Source organism: Pseudodesulfovibrio piezophilus C1TLV30 (assembly GCF_000341895.1).
GTDB lineage: Bacteria > Desulfobacterota > Desulfovibrionia > Desulfovibrionales > Desulfovibrionaceae > Pseudodesulfovibrio > Pseudodesulfovibrio piezophilus.
The window spans coordinates 1,324,064-1,343,479 of sequence record NC_020409.1 but is presented as its reverse complement, the minus strand read 5'-3'; the positions used below and the strand labels follow the sequence as shown (position 1 = coordinate 1,343,479).

Genomic DNA, 19,416 nt, shown 5'->3' with positions numbered 1-19,416 from the left:
GGCATCCTTGTCAGCTGGGAGATAGCTGCCCCCCGGCTGTATTATTGCGTTAGTGCTTTTCCGCAGTGCGTATAAACCGATAACGTTCGCGCAGAGCATCGGCATAATCCTGGCAATTATTAGATTTGCCGCCCCACTTGCACATCTTGTACTCTCCCGGATCAAGACTCTTTTCGGCCTGTCGCATGCGCTTGTCGTCAAAGTGCGTTTCATCAAGTTTGTACTTTGTGATGTCCTCTGTTCGTTTTGGACCGCCATCAAACAGGCCGATATTGTCTCCCGTACCATCTTCATAGAAACCATGCTCATGTTTCAACTCATAGTTCCTTTTGTCCGCAGTTGAACCATCGGTTCCTATTCCGGGGAAAATGCCCAGTCCTGTTTTGCCGAAAACGAACAATCCCAACGGGTCAATCCCATTCACCGGATCATCGAGACAGTACCCATACCAATCCGGGTCGCCTCCAGCATCACCTATCGGGTCTGGCGCAGTCCATCGGCTGGTGAAGGTGTCGTAATCCCGCCAGCCGAATCTCACGAAACCCAAGTCCCGGTCATGCAATCCACCAGCAAATCCGATGGGTATGCGGAAGTCAGGGTTGGTGTCCTCAATAATCCCACCGAAGGGGTCGTACAAGACTTCCTTTATCACGTTGCCGGACTTGTGGGCAACCACCCGCAGGGAGCCGATCTGGTCGTAATACAGGTAGGCCACGGCACCGTCTTCACGTTGCATGGCGTAGGGTGTACGTTCTTTGTCTTCATAAATGAAGCGGTAGCCGATCTCGCCGTCATGGAATCCGGCCAGCCGGATAAAATCGAGCCATTGGTAGGCTTCAACAACCTCGCCGTTGCAGGTTTTCACTTGCCGCTGGCCGTTGTCGTCGTGCGAGAACTCGAAGATTTCCCATGTCTCCCGTTTCTCCGCTTTCAGCAACCGATAGTCAGACTTGTACTCATAGAGCGTATACTTGCCTCCGCTATTCCAGATGGACCGGAATCCCTGTTTGTCATGGGTGTAGCCGTTGTTTCCGGCCTGTTGCAGCCGGTTGTCCATGCGGTAGTGGTAATTCCGCAGTTGACTGCCATGGGTCCTGGGGAAGTAGTCCTGCTGTCGCCTGCCACCCCTGTCATAATGACATTGGCAGACCAGCCGATTGTCCAAATGCGCCTCAAACAGACGCCCCTTTTTGTCATAGGAGTATGTCCACTTGATGGACTTGCCTTTGATGGTTTCAATTTTCTCCGCAATGCGACCGTTCTGATCGTGCTTCAACCTCATTTCATATACGCTCATATAGTTTCCTTCGGACCGCAGAGCAGGCGGCCCTTTATTGATTTGCGGTTAGCGTAGCATGGGGTTTTGAGGGAAGAGGCGGTCTGCGCAAAGCGTGTCGGTCAAATGCAGCCCGATGTCGGTCAAATGCACGGGCCGGTCGGTATAAAACAAGTACATTCCCGTAATTAAGGCTTGACAGGTTTTGAGAGGATGCTGAAATTACAGGGGAAAATTATGGGGACACCTCCCTTATATTTCGGGTTTGGAGTTAGGGATTAGAGGTACACCATACCTATTTAATGAATAGCCCACCACAGCATCCGAGAATATCCATCTGAGTTGATCCTGAGTTCGATTGTGGCTCTCTGAGTGAGGAATCTTTTACCACCCAACCAGATGAGATCAACAATGCCTTACATCGGATGTACCCAAAAGCTTTTGGCCGAGATCAAGCCAGCACAAATCCTAGAGCCTACTAGTCAACGAGGGCTACAAGGCTGGCAGGGCAACATCTTCAGATTCTTTCGTAGAAAGTCCGTGCTATTAGTCAACGATGAAACCCGGTTTGCCGTGTTTATGCCCGGCTTGGTCAAGAAGGACTTCATGAACTTCGACAAGGTGTTCATCGAGCACTTCGAGATAGCTCTTCTGGGTGTTGGGGCAACATCAGCGCAAATAGCTCAAGCCAAGTTGCTGCTCGGCCCGTTCTCATATGGCAAGACCCATAGTCGAAGTGTCCTTGGAACGATGAACGACATGAAGTTTAATATGGAGTACATGTTGAAGAATCGGCTTGGTCATTTACCGAGGACTCGTAGTGAGATTCAATGGATTACGGGGTTACTCAACGATACACCCTATAGCGGCAAAGACATTGATGGCTGCGTGTTCGCTGAGAGGGACATGTTGCGGTTGATAGATGGTCCGAGAAGTAGGGGAATGGGTTTCTGTCAGGCTAGAAACGCAGCTATCTCCACCAAGAATTTTAAAGGCTTGGAAGGTTCTCCTTTTTAGCTTTTTTTTCGTGGGATATACAAGAGAATATACAAATGATATCAGGTGGATGGAAATTGGATTAAGGGGTATGGTGTCTACCTAATTCTGAATACACATGTTTGAGTATATATAACACTCTTGGTGAGTTCTTTTAGTGAATGATCACTATCAGTTATCGGTAGGGCATAGGGTGTCGCCATAACAGGCGTTAGTTTTTTCAATTGTTAATGTTACCTATAGCATCGCCAGCATACGTGAGGCAGCCTCAACCTGGAAGTACTGCCGTTCAGAATAAAATTCAGAAGATTTTTTGTCTGTCTTGTAAATACCTGTAAAAATAGACCAATTGAAAATACCTTCTGAATAAGTGCGCCAAAGAAAAGAGGAACTGCTTTTTTATACCTTTTGATATCCTTTTATACCCCTTTTTTTGTCTGAGGCCATTTTCGACATCGAGTTGTTTTCGAAAAGCCGGCTCTGTAAATGGATGGAATAGCACAAGTTTATTCGGTCGCTGTTTTTTAAATCCTCTTTTTCAAAACCATGTCAAGTTGCTTTCTTATGCTTTTTTTATCCTTCCGGTACCCTTTCTCGCCCGTTTTCATTTTGGGGCGAAAACCGGGGTTAGGATGTCTGATCTTTGAACAATCGACATCCCAAAAGGAACTGAAGTATGTTTGACTTCGGAAAATCACTCATCAACATGGACCCCGACGAGCAGAAGAAGAGACTCGACAACGCAACCGGCGGCCAGCGCAAGATTGCTTTGGAAATGGGCATTGGTACCAAAAATCAAAACCAACGACAGCAACCGAAGCAACAGAAGCGTGATGCGTACCATGATCTGGATCGGCTCAATACCATTGTTGAGAAGGAAAACGAAGCGCATGACTTCTTTGGTAAAGGGCTGGCCGACTGGCAGAAGAATGTCACCGGAAATAAGCCTTCCAAAGATGCGACCAATCTGAAAAAGCAGTTCGACGACTATGAGCATGGTATTCTGTCTGATTTCCCCAAGGGAGGAAAGCGGCACGGGGCATTGTCTGAAACTTTACCCAAGATCAAAAAGGGTTTCTTGCAGCAGGGGCATCAGTTTGCTTTGGACAAGCTCAATGAGCGTTCACGTAGCGTGCTCGACAAAGGCTTACAGCGTATCGCCCAGGGAGCGCTCGGCGCAAAGGACGACAAGGGCGTCCAGGCGCATGACGACGCGGCCTTCGACCTCATCAACAAATATGTGACGTCCGAGGCCAAGTTTGACGAGAAGGACGCCGACGCCATGTACGACAAGTACCTGGGATATGCCGGTGTTGACGTAGGGAAGGCGCGGGCGTCCGGGAACGAAGAGTTGCTGGGTGCCAAGCCGGGCTTCAGGATGGAAGATGCTGAGATGCATGCTGAGAACGACACCGGAACTGTGAGTGATGCTGGAGGTGAGAACGAAGCAGGGGGTGCCGAGCTTCAGATTCCAGAAGGCCAGGATGAGGTGTATGACGACAACCAGTACCGTGGGAAGGTCAAAGAACAAGTTGGTCAGAAGGAACCTGAGGAAAAGAAATCGGACGCTGTTGAGTCTCCTTCGGAAGGTGCTCAGACTGGATGGCAACGGTCATCACTAAAAGATCTCTCTTCCAGTGATGATGCTCGAAAAGAGGTGCGGCAGTTCGAAGGTTTCGAATCGAAGCTTTATAATGATGCCTCAGGGCATTGTACCATTGGATTTGGACACAAACTGCACGATGGGTCATGTTCCCAGGAAGACAAGGAAAATTATGGAAATGGGATTTCGGAAGAAGAAGCAATGCAGCTCTTTGATGAAGATATGGCGAGTGCAGAGTCAACCGTGAAAGACATGGTAAAAGTTCCTCTTAGTAAAAATGAGTTTGAAGCTCTCAGTAGCTTTGTCTATAATGTTGGGCCAGGGAATTTCAAAACATCAACCTTGTTGAAGAAACTTAACAAGAAAGACTATGATTCCGTTGCAGGAGAAATGGAGCGGTGGGTTTATACCACTGATCTCAAAACAGGTAAGAAAGTACGGAACAACGGTTTGATTAATCGTAGGAAAAATGAAGCAGGCCGTTTCCGTAGAAAAGGGAAAACAAATGAATAGGTGCTTTCGTAGCGTTGTGGCCGTTGTTTGGGTGCTGGTCATCTCTTCAACTGTGTGTGCTCAAGATGAGTACAAACAAATGGTAGATAATACTCAGTTGACGCACGCCGAAGCAATGAAAACTATGAATTCCATGATTGCAGAAATCAATGAGCTCTATTCAGATCAGCCAGAGTTTTTGGAAAAATTCAATGCCTCACAAAAGGCATGGGATGAGTACCGACGACTACACATCCAAGCACTCTACCCTGGAGGTAGAGAGAATTATGGAAGTTCCATGAGTTTCTGTGCTCCCATGGAGTCGTTGCATCTGGTTAAAGAGAGAATAAGCCTGATCAAAAAGTGGATTATCGGCACCATTGAGGGTGATGTTTGCTGCGGTACAGTTAGGTGGGTTCCTGTCGAGGAGTATGAAACGGCTACAGGGCAGAAAATCCCAACAAGCGAATAACAATAAAGGGTGAGGTCGTAACCTCACCCTTTTTTTTTGCTCAATTCAAAATGGTGTACTTCTGATATAAAAAGTATACCATTTCATCAAGAATATCAGTGTCTACGGACAAAGTCCTAGCCATGGTCCACCTCTGGGATACCGTCATAATTTCTCCGACTAAGGCCATGGTTGGTCTATGTCGTCCGTTCTATGAAAACTTGCGAGGTGGGTTATGAAGTCCAAGGACAACAGAAATGTTGGCTCTGAAACCTTTGATCGCGAGATCAAGCGAGTGAACGTGGGTTTCCCGGTGTGGATGGTCAACGAGATGGACGAGAAGGCCCGGAGGTTCGTTCTTTCCAGACAGGCTTTGGTCAAGGTCTGGATATCCGATTGTCTCCGGTCCGAGAACAAATTAGCCCTGTAGAGTAGGGCGGCTGGGAGGCCGGATATACCATTTCTATACCTCCCAGGAATATACAAAAATATACCTTTTACCCGCAAATATACCCTCGATGTATATTCCTCGCTCAAAACGATAGGTATTCCAAACAACTACAAACGATGACTTTGAATAGCATTCAAGAGGTCGTGGGTTCGATTCCCTCCAGCTCCACCAATGATTATAAAGGCTTAGAAGGTTTTCCTTCTAAGCCTTTTTTCGTGGAATATACAAAAAAATATACAATTCTGTTGACCAAAAATCGAAGCTCCTCAAAAAGCTGTCAAGAGGAACATGCTGAAATTAATGTGTATTTCAGCAACCAGAGCGAGTGTTTGACGGGCGACAGAGTGTATTTGACCGACAGTGTCGTGTTTCGATGATTTTCTCCGAAAAACCAGTGGTAGGCTTCCCGCAAACACATAAACAGCCCTGTGGGCAAAAGGAGAAGAGAGATGGCAGAGAAGCGGGTACAACACATTTGAGGCGATCAGTTTGTTCACGGGACACGGGATGCCAAAACGTATGGTGGGGATTTCAACTCAAGAGAGCCTAGCGAAGTTCAAAAAGGCTGGAGCGAAGCATGATAGTAATAATCAAAAACCACCTAAAAACCCAAAAGGTAATTACTACTGGACTGTGCATCCTAAAGAGAGAGCATGTGAAACATGTAAGGCTATGGAAGGAAAAGAGTTTATAGAAGAACCGGAACGTCCGCATCCTAAATGTAAATGCGAGATAAAGAAACATCCATTGCGGAGACCGAAACGATATATTAATGGGCCGTTAACGGGGCATGCATATGAGACCTTTACGGGTGGAGATCATGTTAAAATATTTTTTGAGGGCATCTCTGGCGGGCTTACTTCTGGTGTCCATTTGTCGACTAACCACGACCATTCTGAGCAGATTACATGTATGTCGTTTTCGAGCAACTCAACTTCGTTGGACGCAAGCCAGGAGCCGCCGGTGCATTGGCGGATACATATGGTCGCTGCCGGTTCGGACAACGTTATGATCAACTACACTCTTGAGCACGAGGTGTGGAGTGAATAGAATCTGCATTGCCGTGATTGTTATATGTATGTGGATGGTGGGTTTTGTTGACCTGTCATCCGCGTGCGAAACTGTTGTGCTATGCGAAAACGTGGAGATAATATACGTTGGTAAGGGCAGGCGGCATTTGGCGGATGGAGTGGAAGAAACGATCTATGTGACGAGTGTGATGCTCATTGAGAAAATGAACGAGTTGAAAGAGGTTCGGCTTAACTGTCCATATGAGACTGTCATTGTCCGAATCGGATCAAGTGGTTTCGAGCTACCCAAACATGCGATCTCCACTGGAGGGGATTGGTTTAGTGTTGAATTTTTAACGCCAGACAAAGCTTTGGGTGCAGCGATGGATATGTGCCCAGAGAAGGTGAATTCTTATCTTCAATAATCTCAATGTGTAAAGAAAGATTTCTTGAATTGCGTTCAAGAGGTCGTGGGTTCGATTCCCTCCAGCTCCACCAATGACTATAAAGGCTTAGAAGGTTTTCCTTCTAAGCCTTTTTCGTGTGGATAGACGAATGAGGTCAGAACAGAATTCTGCAATATATCCAGTAGGGTGCTATTTCACTGTAATTATAAATCTTACTGGTAAAGCAATTAAGCGGTCTTCAATGATAAGTAGGTGCTCTGCTTTTTTATACCTTTCGATATCCATTTATGCCTCTTTTCCCCCGAGGCCATTTCCAACACCTTGTAGGGACGAAAATACAGCTCAGCAACTTTTTGAAATAACACTCACAAGATTTTATTCGGCCGTCCTTTCGCCAGACCTTGCCTTTGAACCATGTCAAGCTGCTTTCTTATGCTTTTTCATCCTTTGAGTATCCTTTTTCGCCCGTTTTTATCTTGAGCCGAAAACCCAGGTTATGATGCTTGATCTTTATCAATCAACATCGTGACAGGAGAAACTGAAGTATGTTTGATTTTGGAAAATCACTTATCAATATGAACTCGGACGAGCAGAAGAATATGCTCGACAATGCAACACCCGGACAGCGTAAATCTGCGCTGGAAATGGGCATCGGCTTCAAGAATCAAAACCAACGGCAGCAACCACGACAACAGAAGCGTGATGCGTACCATGATCTGGATCGGCTCAATACAATTGTTGAGAAGGAAAACGAGGCGCACGACTTCTTCGGTAAGGGGCTGGCCGGCTGGCAGAAGAACGTCACTGGCAAGAAACCGTCCAAGGATGCGACCAATCTGAAAAAGCAGTTCGACGACTATGAGCATGGCATTCTGTCTGATCTCCCCAAGGGAGGAAAGCGACATGGAGCATTGTCTGAAACTTTACCCAAGATCAAGGACGGCTTCCTGAAACAGGGCCATCGGTTCGCCGTTGATAAGCTCAACGAGCGCTCCAAAAGCGTGCTCGACAAAGGCTTACAGCGTATCGCTCAGGGAGCGCTCGGCGCAAAGGACGACAAGGGCGTCCAGGCGCATGACGATGCGGCCTTCGACCTCATCAACAAATATGTGCTGTCCGAGGCCAAGTTCGATGAGAAAGATGCTGATGCCATGTACGATACGTATTTGAGCTATGCAGGCGTTGAAAAGGCAGAACCTGCGGATGCTCCAACAGTCGCCGATGGCGCTCCAGAGGAGCAGCCGGCGCAGCAACAAAATGAAGCGGCGGCCAGAGAGCCGACAGAAGTTCAAGAAGCGCCTCCTACCAAGTCTTCTGCAGAGCATGCCGGGGAGATGGAAGCTGAAGCCACCAAGCCTGACACCCCAACGAAAGCTGCTCGACTCATAGGTGAGTGGGAAAAGCAAACCGGAAATAGCGTGAAGGATGTTGAGGAGCATTACAGGCAGAAGCCGGGAGCCAAGCCCACATGGATCAAGGACGACCTGGGTAAAACCGAATACTATGAAAAACGCGCCCAGGACTTTGAGGAGCGCAATCTGGGCAAAGAGGCTCCTACTACTATCGCGAGTATGGCGACAAGTACGTCAAGCGGTTCGACAAGCTGAAACCTGAACTTTCCAAGGAAGGCCAGGAATGGATGGAACGAACCAAAGACCAGTTGCAGTTCAAGATGGAAGCAGGCCTTCGTCGCGGCGAGTGGGACGAATCAAAACCTGAGAAACTGAAAGAGAAGGCTTATGATTCTCATTCCAAAGCGTATCTTGAAGCTGGATTGGCTGATTTGCCGCAGGAAGATATTGATAAGATAATCAAGGTCGTGGATCGTATGGATATGATTGATTCAAAAGCGATCAAAGAGTCTCTTGAAGTTGCCTATGAAATCTATGACAAAAAAGGATTTGGCAAGGCTGCCGAAACAATTGGAACGGGTATTAAGCACCTCATGCCCAGCAAATATGAACTCGCAAAGGCCATCGATTCAAGAGTAGATACGAAACCAATACAGCCTCCCGTTTACAAATAGGACTGAGGAAAGAAAGCCAGAGGCTAGGGCCTCTGGCTTTACCTTTGTTTATTACTAATGTTGCCTGCAAGAAAAAAGACAAGCAGCGTACAAAGCAGTAAGGGAATCCACCCCTTCAAAAGTAATAGGTAAGTCGGGCCGAAAAAAAATATCAGTTGTGCAATCGAGGAGAAGTCTCCAAAGTTCAACTGACCTGTCCGTCCAGTGATCACTGCATCCAAAAGCCATCCTACAAAACCAAAGCAGAGGATTGACCATCCGCACGCAAATCCCATTACAAGTCCTATTGCCTTGCTCTTATTCTGGGTGTTTTTAATAAAAAGATTCCAGCAGAGATAGGCCAAGAGGCAAGGCAAAATGGTTGCGCAAATTGGGATAAGTAAAGGGTACTGAGGGGCATTGGAGTATACCCAAAATGAGTAACTTGCAGAAATGCAAAAAATACCAAGCAACAAGAGATGTACGTGTCTTCTAGCGTGTTCCATATAAGAAAAATACCCCATTCGATATCACCTGTCTATGGCTGTAGTTTTAATTGAAAAAAAATAACGAGCGTTCCCGTAACGTCCTCGACTAAGGCTTGCAGCGTCTCGCCAAGAGTCAAAGATGAGAAAGGTGTTCAGGCGCATGACGATGCAGCTTTTGATCTTATCAACAAATACGTTCTGTCAGAGGCCAAGTTTGACGAGAAAGATGCTGATGCCATGTACGACAAGTATCTGACATATGCTGGTGTTGACCTAAAGAAAGCGCGAGCGTCTGAAAATGAAGATGTTCCGGGTGCCAAACCAGGATTCAAGATGGAAGATGCCGAGATGTATGCTGAGAACGACACCGGCACTGCGAGTGATGCTGGTGGTGAGAAGAGAGCAAAGCCTGAAGCAGATGAAAGTTCTGCTCCAAATGGTGAAGAAGGAGATAAGGGAAAGCCACAATCTACTCCTGAAGACCCTCTCAGTTTGGGTAAACTGTCAGAGAAATACGAAACCGGAGGTCGTGGTGCCGGTACAGTTTCTACTGGCAAAGGTGACCCAGGCGGTGTATCGTATGGCCTGTATCAGATGACGAGCAAGAACCACGAAACAGGTGAAACTGGTGGCACTGTCGAACAATATGTCGAATCAGACGATTTTCCGATAGGTGGAAAGAGTTTTCTGAAAAGCATCCTGAAGAGTTCAGAAAGAGCCAGCACTCCTTCATCAAGGAAACGCATTACAGACCAACAGCGTCCGCTTTGAAAGATAAGGTCGGGCTGGATGCTACTGAAGGTTCTGCCACTTTGCGAGATGTGGTCTGGTCAACTGGTGTGCAGCACAAAGGGCCAGAGCTTATCGGTGCCGCCGCTAAACGTGTCGAGAAAACAACAAAAGGTATGGATAGTTCAAGTCCTGAGTACGAAAGAAAAGTGATTGAAGCTATCTATGATGAAAGGGCTACAAGGTGTAAGAAGTGTCCACCCAATCAGAAGAAAGGGTATGATCGAAGAATGGTTCTTGAGAAAAAAGAAGCTCTTGAATTGTTCGATAAAGAACTTGGTGGAGTGAAAGGTGACCAGCATTAGACTGTTAATCGCATTTCTGCTTGTATTAATAGCTGCTTCGTATTCCCTGGCAGGTGGTGAGGCAGATATTGCTGGCTGGTATCTCAACAAAGGTGATGTCTATTCGACTGTCCATGTGACTGTCGAGGGCGATGATGTGACAGTCGCTCTCAGTGGAGGGCATGTCGGTAATGGCCCTAAAACCATGATCTCAGGGGATTGTGATGTGGGTGGTGTTGGGAAACTGTCAGGAATGAAACTCATAGCTGACTTCCCTCCGACCGACATGGGAGATCAGGGTGCAGTCTCAATGACTTTCGGTGATAATCAGTTAACAGTTCATCAAGCAGATGTATTCCATTATTGCGGTGTATATACTCGCTTCTATGGAGTGTATCAGAAGTACTCTTGTCCAGAACTCAAGAAGATATTTCACCGCGATTTATCGCATTACCGTGAGCATCCAGAAGACCTTGAAAACCTTTGCCAGTAAATGCATATCAAAGGGTGCAAAATTATGGGGACACCTCCCTAATTATATTTCGTTTTTGGAGTTAGGAATTAGAGGGACACGATACCTATTTAATGAATAACCCACCACATGACCCTAGAAGATCCATCTGAGTTGATCCTGATCCTGATTGTGGCTATCTAAGTGAGGAATCCTTCATCACCCAGCGAGTTGAGATAAGCAATACCTTACATCGGATGTATTCAGAAGCTTTTGGCCGAGATCAAGCCAGCATAAATCCTGGAGTCTAGCAACCAACGTGGGCAAGGTTGGCATGGCAATATCTTCAGATTCTTTCGTAGAAAATCCGTTCTTCTGGTTAATGATGAAACTCGGTTTGCCGTGTTCATGCCTGGATTGGTCAAGAAGAATTTACTCTCTTGAACCCAACTTTCCAAACGTAACCCAAGACGAGAAAACGGATAATGCCATTGAAGGAATCAATTATCGATTCAAGGCGTTGAATAACAAAAGAAAGAGGAAGGGTAATAAGCCCTCCCTCTTTCTTTTGTTAATGATTGAGCGTGTTACTGCTTGCCAAAAACTTCCACCGGCTTGGTGGTATCTCCACCCGTATTCGGGAAGTCTGGATACCTGTAGGCCTTGGTGTTGATTTCAATGAGGTGACGCGCTTCTTCCATGAACTTGTTGTAGCGGTGTTTGCATTCATAGAACCCATGCCACCAAGCATAGTCAGGGGCCATCATGGCCGACCCCATTCTTGCTCGGCGACCTTCGTGGTGCCACAATTCATAGAATTCTACCTCAAGGTGTTCATCGAAGAACTTGGACTTGTCGAGCAGTCCCTTGGTGTACAGGTCATCAAGCATCTTCTTGGCGGGCTTGAAGTAGTTTTCGTTGTATTCTTCCACAGCCTTGTCAGTCTGGGTGTAGTGATCTTCAATCCAGGCGGTTCCGTGGCATTGCTTGCAGATATCCTTCATCTTGTTCCTTTCAACTGTCCAGTCTGTACCGGAGGGGAACGGCTTGAAGTCCTGCGGGCGAACAGTCAGCGGGGCCTGGAGTTCCCAGGACAGGCGTTCAGTCACATCGTGGGTAGTGGGTTGCATCCCGGACCCTGACATGTGGCAGGAGGAACATGTCGGAGCGCGATAGTCCACTCCGGGAGTCCAGGCGCCAGGAGCAGAGTCGAAGTTATATTCATGCTTGAAGGCCTGATAGATATCACCATGCTTGGATTCGTTATAGATTTCAATTTGCGGATGATCCGGGCCAAGGTGGCACTGCCCGCAGGTTTCAGGTTTGCGTGCTTCCATCACGGAGAAACGGTGACGGGTATGGCAACTGGTGCAACTGCCGAGAGAGCCATCCAGGTTGACACGGCCAACACCGACGTTGGGCCAAGAAGTCGGGTCGAGTTTACCGTCCTTCATCTTCAGCACCGTACCGTGGCAGTAGTAACACCCCGTCTTGCGCTCATTGTCGGAATTCATGCCCCCGTTCAGCCAAGGGTCAATCTTCCACATGATCTCAATGGTGTTCGCGTGTTTGCTTTTGGAATATTGCTTTGCCTCATCAGGGTGACAACGAGAGCAATCTTTGGGAGTGACGGGGGATGCCACTGGGACAAAGTATTGCTTTTCCCCCATAGGCATATCGCTCCTTGAATAATATTTTTCGTGGTCGACAGAGATATCCTTGTCCCCAGGCTGTGCCTGGTGACAGTCGAGACAGGTGATGCCCGCCGAAGCATGGCGGCTCATGGCCCAATCAGCAAAGATTCCTGGAGTTTCCTTTTTATGACATTCGATACATGCAACTCCTTGAGGAGGCGTCGCCCGATCCATGCGCAACTCCCGAACTTTTGGGAAATTTTGCGCCGCAGCCACTGTTGCGAACAGGGCTGTGAACGTGACCATCAGTAGTACAATCACACTCCTTTTCATTCCGAACCCTCCTGGTGTCCTAAATTCCGCAGTCCGTTCGCCCGGTAAGGTGCTTTGAACTGCTTGTACTCGTAAAATTGTCGATCATTGTGAACCAGCTCTCTGTGGCAATCCGTGCATCGGTACTCCTCGCCATTGTTTGCATAGAGAACTTTGCGATGCGCCAGCATTGCGCCACGTTTTGCTGGCATATGCAGCAGGTTGCGATGGCATTTCGTGCACTGGTCGTTTTTCATGGTTGACCAGACGTGCTCTTTCATGACTTGCCGATCATAGGTCTCCGCACCACCTGTGTAGTGGGAAACAACGTCTTTGAGACCGTGCGCTGCCTTGGCGTAGAAAAAGTCAAACGTGTCATGCGGGGCAGGCAAATGACAGTCCATACAGTCGGCCACAAAGCCTTGACCGTTATTGACGTGCGTTGACGATTTCCATCCCATCACGGCAGGCTGAATTTCGTGGCATAGGCCACAGAATTCCGGCGTCGAAGTCCGTACCATGGTATAGTAAGTCATGCTGAAGAGCGGAAACGCTATTGCAACACCAACGACGATGAGCAAAAGCGATTTGGTTTTTCGCTTCATACCTCCTCCTGTTTTCAGAATGCGTCCGGCCTCTTTTTGTTGCCCCCAAAAGAGGCCGGATATTGGGAATACTGCCACAAAAAAAACATTGCGGCTAGGTTTTTGGGATTTATATCACTGGGGTGGCCCGAATACTCAGTGGTTTCTCAAATGGCGTGTCAATCAGCGTAGAAAGGAGGACCGAGGGCTGGCAAGCGGTTGGTTCCGAACTTTGCTCCTATGGACGTCAGGCTGCCGTCTTTGCCATGAAGTGAAATCGGTGGACTTTCCTGTCAGGGAATTGGAATCTCTGTGGGCTTTGAGGAGAAGGTGCCAGGCTTGCGATGCAACTCATGTACGATCACTCGATATTGCTGGAAAATCGGGACCAGTTCGTGGCGGGATTTTGTCTGAGTGCAAGAAGAGCACGCTATCTGGAGCGGCGCTTCGGGATTTTTTGTGAAAAGCGAGCACATGGATGATTCGAAAAAGTTTCTCTTCTGGTAAAAATAAACTTGGCGTTGACATAGAATGAACGTTCGTATTATCAAAATTTGTGTGTGAGAATGATTTTCATTTTTAATAAAAATACAAAGAATAAGGACGTGCCATGTCGTCGGACGTGTGGTTTTGGGTTCAGTTGGCGTGCGCGGCCAGTGGATTCCCGGGGGCGCTCATGTATCTGATCTATTTCCGATACCGGGAGAGACGACGCAGAAAGGGGTTGCCGCCCAAGAACATGATTCCTGTTCTTCACTTGCTGGGCATCCCCACAGGCCATATTTGGTTGGTAATGCCGTGGCTGCCGCAAGTGCGAAGTGGGAGTTCCGAGACTGTTTGGACCATGTTTTCTTCCGGTTCCAATGCAATGATGGTGGGCATGATAGGTGTGCTTCTGGCATTGGCGGGCGGATATTATTGTTTTCGTTTTGTCCGTACAAATTTTGCAGTGACGATGCAGGATTATTCGATTCCCACAGAGCTGCTTCGTACCGGTATATATGGGCAATTACGTCATCCCGGTGTGGTGGCCATGTTTTTTCTCATCTCAGGTTTGTGTCTGGCGACAGGTGCTCTTTACACGTTGCTTATGCTTCCTTTGCTTGTACCCATGCTGTGGATGACAACGTACATTGAGGAATCAGAGGTCCTTTTGCCTCGGTTCGGAGATGCCTACAGAGAGTATATGGATGCAGTCAGTGGATTTTGGTGCCGTCAAGCTTCTGTAGGACTTGCCTTGTTTGTTTTTGCAATTGGGCTGCTCGGTTTCAATGAATATGGGGGCATTGTCGGTCGCCTGTCCCATGGACTTGGGGGCACGGTCAATCTCTCTTACGGCAAGGCGGTGTCAGGGTGGATGTGTCAGCTGTAAAAGCGTCGGATGGCGGAGTGGATGTAGTGACCCCCCATGAGGCTCAGGCTTCTTCGGAGATTGCTGATATTGTCGTTGAATTGCATGATGTTACGCGGCGTTACCCACAGGGAGATTCTTTTGTCGAGGTCCTGCACGGCATTACCTTGTCATTGAGTAAGGGAGAATTTGCGGCATTGATCGGAAGTTCCGGTTCCGGCAAATCCACCTTGTTGCATCTGCTTGGATTGCTGGATAGCCCCACTTCCGGTTCTTACTCCTTGAACGGTGTCGATACCACGTCACTGGATGAAAATCAGAGAAGTGCCTTGCGTGGCGGTATGATCGGATTTGTTTTTCAGAATTTTTTTCTGCTTCCGTACGCCACAGCATTGGAAAATGTTCTCCTTCCGGGGAGCTATGTGACGACTCCAAGCAAGGTGTTGGAAGAACGGGCGTCCTCCTTACTGGAGCAAGTCGGTTTGGCAGATCGCATGGATTATACCCCCGCGAGACTCTCTGGTGGGCAACAGCAGCGTGTGGCTTTGGCTCGTGCACTCCTGCATGGACCGGATATATTGCTTGCGGATGAGCCGACAGGGCAGCTCGATTCCGTGACAGGACACGCTATCCTGGAACTTTTTGGGACCATCAATGCTGGCGGGACGACTGTCGTTATTGTTACGCATGACGCCCAAGTCGCGGCTGCTGCCAACAGATGCATCAATATAGTTGACGGACGGGTCGCATGAGTGTTTCCGACTTTTTTTTTCGTGGGAAAAGTTTCTTTTTCCCGCATGCTCTTCCCGGGATTCAGGAAAATATTCCATCCAGCATCAATGTGTGGGCTATTTTCCCAAGAATCTTGAAACTTTCACTCAAAGCGCTTTGGGTTTTCAAAGCACGTACCCTTTTCATACTGCTTGCCGTCGCACTGGGAGTGGGAGCCTTGACCATTATTACCGCTGCCATGGAAGGAGCATCCAAAAAAGCGGAGGAGATGGCGGAGACCTTTGGCCCTTCAGCCATTTTTGTGGCTGGCGGCAATCTGATGTACCAGCCCATGGGAAATCGGCCCAGAACCTTGACGTGGAATGATATTGAACGGATACGCACGGCTCTTCCCGGTGTTGTTTCTGTGCAGCCATTTCTGCTTCGAGAAAAAATGCACGCATCTGCGACATCCCGGCGTCATATTGTGGCAAGTGTGGTGGGGAGTGGGAAAAATTATCAAGCCACATGGAATTGGGATTTGCAGGACGGTGAGGATTTCAGTGCACATGATGTGGCAAGTGGAGCAAGCGTCTGCCTGTTGGGAACCCTTGCGGCTCGCGGGTTGTTTGGCAGTCAGAATCCTGTGGGAAAAATCGTGACATTGGAAGGTACTCCTTTGATAGTCCGGGGCGTGTTGACCCCGCGTAATATCGTCGCTGCCGGAGTAGAGCAGGACGACAGGCTGGTCCTTCCTGCGTCAACCATGCTGCGGCGGTTTAATTTGGACAGGAAATACCTCAACGGCATCAGAATCAACTTTGCTTCTACACGGAATATGAAGGGCAATGCGTTGCGTGTGCAGGCTCTTATGCGGAATTTACATGGAATAGAGGAGGGGGGGGCGGATGATTTTCTGGTTATTTCTCCCCTTGTAGTCTTGCAGTTCGTGAGTTTTTTGCGCGGCGGATTTGGTGTTTTTCTCGGTGTGACAGCGTTGGCCGCATTGCTCGTAGGAGGTGTTATTCTCGCTAATCTATTTCATCTGTCCGTCACGGAACGTCAGGTGGAAATAGGCATCAAGAAAGCTGTCGGAGCCTCTGATAGTTCAATCTTGCTCCAATTTTTGATGGAGGCTTGTGCCCTTACCCTTATGGGAGCGGTCTTTGGTCTGATGCTTGGTGTGGTGCTGTCTGACATTCTGGCTGAGTTTGATATGTTGGAGTTGAAGTTATCAGCAACGGTTTTTGCAACAGCCTGTCTGGCCGCGCTTGTCGTAGCATTTGCCTTTGGCCTCAAACCCGCTCGCAGGGCTGCTCAACTTGAGCCGGTACTTGCGTTGAAAGAGGGGCGATGATGCGTCACTTTTCTCTTGCTGAATATTGGCGTGCATTGCGGCATCAGTCTGAGGCAATCCAGCTTCAGCCGAGTGCGCACAGGATTGCGAGAAATGACTCCTGTAGCAAAGATGGCACGCCTGCTTATCCTGTCTTTCCTTCCCTGTCAGGTTCTTTTGTCAAATCTTGGATTGCGGCGTTAAGGACCATTCTTCCGCCTCATTTTTCCCGTTCGGATCAACAACAGGTTCTTCAGCTTGCCAGGCTTGTGCAGGTTCGTAATATCCGGACTGCTGTCAAGGCGCTGACAACGCATCGCCTTAGAACGTTCATGGCAATTCTTGGAGTCTTTCTCGGTGCGTTCATGTTGACGTTGGTTATGCATATATCCAATGCTGTGGGATTGAAGGTGGTGCATGAAAGTGAACGGTTGGGTGCGCGTATTATTGATGCTACTGCAGGTCGGGTTGCTCTTTCCCGTGGGATAGAAAATCGTGCAGGCGGCATGAATGCTGCGACTTTTACTTTGACTGATGTGGACGCCATACGGGCGGGAGTGCCACAGGTTGAACTGGTGGTGCCCTATGTCCTGGGACATGCGACAGTCGCCTTTGGGCGTAATAAGACGTCATGCCCTCTGCTCGGGACAGGAGCCATGTTTGATGTCATTCGAAATATGGACGTGTTGCATGGTCGATATTTTTCCCAGGTGGAAGTGACGCACAAGGCGTTGGTGTGCGTGCTGGGGTATGATATTGCCGATCGGCTTTTCCCTTCTCCAGCCGCTGCAACTGGGCAATATCTCCGGTTTCATACTGCCGAGATGCTGATCGTTGGCGTGATGCAGAAGAAAGGTCAGGACAGTTCCGGGGTCAATGTTGATGAGCAGGTTTATGTCCCGGTGACAACGTATATACACAGACTGAATAGGCAGGACCATGTCTCTGGTGCCCTGCTACGGATTACTTCCAGGAAATCGGTTCCGCGCATCACCACTGCAGTGACAACGCTCCTACGCGAACGGCATCATCTTTCAGCCGGAATTCCTGATGACTTTTCTGTCGTTTTTTCCGAGCAGGTCAACGATATGCAGGCCAAGGCCATGCGTCTGGTTCGGGTTCTTGGGGCCATTGGCGCAGGAATTTCCTTTAGTATAGGTACGCTGGGTATTCTTTCCATCATGACGATTATTGTCCGCGCCAGAAGGCTCGAAATTGGTGTGCGCAGGGCTGTTGGGGCCACTCCGACCAATATTGTCTGCCAGTTCCTGCTGGAGTCGGTCCTTATGGCCGGTTCGGGCGGGGTTTTGGGAACCGGCGTGGCTCTTGGTATTGCTACGGCCATTTATTCGGTTGGGTTTCTCCCGGCATTTTACGATGTTTCCATGGTTATTGGTATCATTCTGGCTTCGGTGTGCTGCGGACTGTGCGCCGGGGCATACCCCGCATGGCAGGCTGCACGGGTGGATGTCATCGCCGCGCTCAAGGATTAAAGAAATCACTCTTATGGGGGGGGCGATTTGTCAAGGTTGATTGGGTGTGTGTTTGGACTTCCGGGGGAGAGGCTTGCGTGGCGTGCGCAGTCTGTGTCAGGTATTGATAAAGTCCATCTTTTTCTCCTTTTCGTTCCAGTAGCATCTGCATGATTTCATTTCGTATTCCAAGTTTCATGACAATTTCATCCAATTCTTCATATCCTTTGTCTGATTGCTCGTAGAATTGTGCGACCTTGTCGCTTGAAAGTACCCCTTCCCGGACCTGATTGCTGAATTCGAAATCCACATAGCTGTTGGTATTGTTGCTGTAAGCCAAATACGCCCACAATTTGACGAGACTACATCCAGAGGCAATGTATGTCTTGGAAAAACGTTTGATAGGGACCCAGTCCAGTTCTTTTTTGACTGTTTCAATCATTGCTTCCGGTTGATAGCGAAAGTGCTGGAAGGGGAAGACCAATTCCACCCCTTGAGCGTGTATTTTCGAAGGGAACAGGCGATCTTGTGGTGTTTTTTCTTTTTGATGCCATGCCTTTCTCGCTCTTTCTGTTTCTTCGGCAACCACTTCCATATTGAATTCCATGGTCAGGAGGCGTGCAGGATCGTCTTCAATGCTCTCTCCCATCAGGAATATCTGGTCAGGGTTGTGACCGGAAAAGACCAATGGAATCTCCATTCGACGTGCAAAATCCGTTGCCGTTTGAATGAGAAAACGGCCGCAGAATGTGCAAACCTGTCCGCAGTCTTCCTGGTGAATGGTCTTGTTGCAGAATAGAAAGGCGTAGTATTGGCGCATCAGTTCAGGGTCTTGGCGGAAAATGACGGAGGGCATATCCAGCTTTTCTGCTATGGTTGCCGCATTTTCAAAGGTTTCCGGGTATTCGAAATTGATGTCGATGATAAATCCGAGTAGTTTCATGTTGTATTTTCTGGTGAGCATGTGGGCCATATACGCACTGTCTTTTCCTCCACTCAGCATGATCAACCCATCATATTCTCCTTTCCCTTTCGCCTGCTGTATTTTTTCTTCGAAGATGTTCTTGAGCTGTTCCCAATTGCGTTTCGGTGCAACAAGGTTTTGAGTGCAAAATGAGCACACGCCATCCTCATTGAGCATAACTTTGTGATATGAGTCTTGCTGGAGGTGGCAGCGGGAGCAGGTCTTGTGTGTATATCGAAACATGAACAATATCCTTTGCGTCAATGGGATGAAACAGGTTCCACAACCTTTTTCGAATGAAAGAGGGGGGAACCTGTATTCTCTTTTTCTATCGTACTGAGAATGGTCC

18 protein-coding genes and 1 pseudogene are annotated in these 19,416 nt (G+C 48.2%); 15 read left to right on the top strand and 4 right to left on the bottom strand.

The window, feature by feature from the left end; genetic code table 11:
• Window positions 1-49 precede the first annotated feature (49 nt).
• Window positions 50-1,297 carry an RHS repeat domain-containing protein gene (locus tag BN4_RS06335; protein ID WP_015414548.1) on the bottom strand — a complete coding sequence of 416 codons (1,248 nt, stop codon included), beginning with the start codon at window positions 1,295-1,297 and terminating at the stop codon, window positions 50-52.
• Window positions 1,298-1,687: 390 nt separating this feature from the next.
• Here BN4_RS06335 and BN4_RS17095 point away from each other — a divergent pair, with 390 nt between their 5' ends.
• The 11 genes and pseudogenes from BN4_RS17095 (at window position 1,688) to BN4_RS18300 (ending at window position 11,147) form a co-directional block, all read left to right on the top strand.
• Window positions 1,688-2,293 (top strand): DUF6933 domain-containing protein, encoded by a 606-nt coding sequence (locus tag BN4_RS17095; protein WP_015414547.1) that lies wholly within the window; start codon window positions 1,688-1,690, stop codon window positions 2,291-2,293.
• A gap of 655 nt (window positions 2,294-2,948) precedes the next feature.
• Window positions 2,949-4,388, top strand: a complete 1,440-nt coding sequence (locus tag BN4_RS17090) for a lysozyme (protein ID WP_015414546.1) — start codon at window positions 2,949-2,951, stop codon at window positions 4,386-4,388.
• Window positions 4,345-4,839, top strand: a complete 495-nt coding sequence (locus BN4_RS06320; protein ID WP_015414545.1) for a lysozyme inhibitor LprI family protein — start codon at window positions 4,345-4,347, stop codon at window positions 4,837-4,839. Before BN4_RS17090 ends, BN4_RS06320 begins: the two co-directional genes overlap by 44 nt.
• Window positions 4,840-5,053: 214 nt before the next feature.
• Window positions 5,054-5,248: a hypothetical protein gene (locus BN4_RS06315; RefSeq protein ID WP_041720163.1), complete on the top strand. Its 195-nt coding sequence runs from the start codon at window positions 5,054-5,056 to the stop codon at window positions 5,246-5,248.
• A gap of 528 nt (window positions 5,249-5,776) precedes the next feature.
• Window positions 5,777-6,319: a structural protein gene (locus tag BN4_RS06305; RefSeq protein ID WP_157871282.1), complete on the top strand. Its 543-nt coding sequence runs from the start codon at window positions 5,777-5,779 to the stop codon at window positions 6,317-6,319.
• Window positions 6,320-6,458: 139 nt separating this feature from the next.
• A complete protein-coding gene (locus BN4_RS06300) occupies window positions 6,459-6,704 on the top strand; it encodes a hypothetical protein (protein WP_157871280.1) in 246 nt (81 codons plus the stop codon).
• 527 nt (window positions 6,705-7,231) lie between these two features.
• Window positions 7,232-8,293: a prolipoprotein diacylglyceryl transferase gene (locus tag BN4_RS06295; protein WP_015414542.1), complete on the top strand. Its 1,062-nt coding sequence runs from the start codon at window positions 7,232-7,234 to the stop codon at window positions 8,291-8,293.
• Window positions 8,294-8,325: 32 nt separating this feature from the next.
• The gene (locus BN4_RS06290) at window positions 8,326-8,712 is read left to right on the top strand and encodes a hypothetical protein (protein WP_015414541.1); all 387 of its coding nucleotides are present in this window, start codon (window positions 8,326-8,328) and stop codon (window positions 8,710-8,712) included.
• 704 nt (window positions 8,713-9,416) lie between these two features.
• Window positions 9,417-10,273 (top strand): annotated as a pseudogene (locus BN4_RS18305) (VgrG-related protein).
• Window positions 10,260-10,745, top strand: coding sequence for a hypothetical protein (locus BN4_RS06270; protein ID WP_015414538.1), 486 nt, complete (start codon window positions 10,260-10,262; stop codon window positions 10,743-10,745). Before BN4_RS18305 ends, BN4_RS06270 begins: the two are co-directional and overlap by 14 nt.
• A gap of 255 nt (window positions 10,746-11,000) precedes the next feature.
• Window positions 11,001-11,147, top strand: a complete 147-nt coding sequence (locus tag BN4_RS18300; RefSeq protein ID WP_407635866.1) for a DUF6933 domain-containing protein — start codon at window positions 11,001-11,003, stop codon at window positions 11,145-11,147.
• Window positions 11,148-11,290: 143 nt separating this feature from the next.
• Here BN4_RS18300 and BN4_RS06265 read toward each other — a convergent pair whose 3' ends face one another.
• Complete coding sequence (locus tag BN4_RS06265; protein WP_015414537.1) at window positions 11,291-12,670, bottom strand: multiheme c-type cytochrome; 1,380 nt, start codon at window positions 12,668-12,670, stop codon at window positions 11,291-11,293.
• Complete coding sequence (locus BN4_RS06260; protein ID WP_015414536.1) at window positions 12,667-13,254, bottom strand: NapC/NirT family cytochrome c; 588 nt, start codon at window positions 13,252-13,254, stop codon at window positions 12,667-12,669. The genes BN4_RS06265 and BN4_RS06260 overlap by 4 nt, the downstream gene beginning before the upstream one ends.
• 589 nt (window positions 13,255-13,843) lie before the next feature.
• Here BN4_RS06260 and BN4_RS17085 point away from each other — a divergent pair.
• Genes BN4_RS17085 through BN4_RS06240 form a run of 4 tightly spaced genes read left to right on the top strand, consistent with a single transcriptional unit; the run spans window position 13,844 to window position 18,124 of the window.
• Entirely contained in the window at window positions 13,844-14,605 is a 762-nt protein-coding gene (locus BN4_RS17085) for a methyltransferase family protein (protein WP_015414535.1), read from the top strand.
• The gene (locus tag BN4_RS06250) at window positions 14,587-15,336 is read left to right on the top strand and encodes an ABC transporter ATP-binding protein (protein WP_015414534.1); all 750 of its coding nucleotides are present in this window, start codon (window positions 14,587-14,589) and stop codon (window positions 15,334-15,336) included. The genes BN4_RS17085 and BN4_RS06250 overlap by 19 nt, the downstream gene beginning before the upstream one ends.
• Complete coding sequence (locus BN4_RS06245; RefSeq protein ID WP_015414533.1) at window positions 15,333-16,652, top strand: ABC transporter permease; 1,320 nt, start codon at window positions 15,333-15,335, stop codon at window positions 16,650-16,652. Before BN4_RS06250 ends, BN4_RS06245 begins: the two co-directional genes overlap by 4 nt.
• Window positions 16,649-18,124, top strand: coding sequence for an ABC transporter permease (locus BN4_RS06240; RefSeq protein ID WP_015414532.1), 1,476 nt, complete (start codon window positions 16,649-16,651; stop codon window positions 18,122-18,124). Before BN4_RS06245 ends, BN4_RS06240 begins: the two co-directional genes overlap by 4 nt.
• On the opposite strand, the gene BN4_RS06235 is transcribed toward BN4_RS06240, so the two are convergent.
• A complete protein-coding gene (locus BN4_RS06235; protein ID WP_015414531.1) occupies window positions 18,114-19,310 on the bottom strand; it encodes an adenine nucleotide alpha hydrolase family protein in 1,197 nt (398 codons plus the stop codon). The genes BN4_RS06240 and BN4_RS06235 overlap by 11 nt on opposite strands.
• Window positions 19,311-19,416 lie beyond the last annotated feature (106 nt).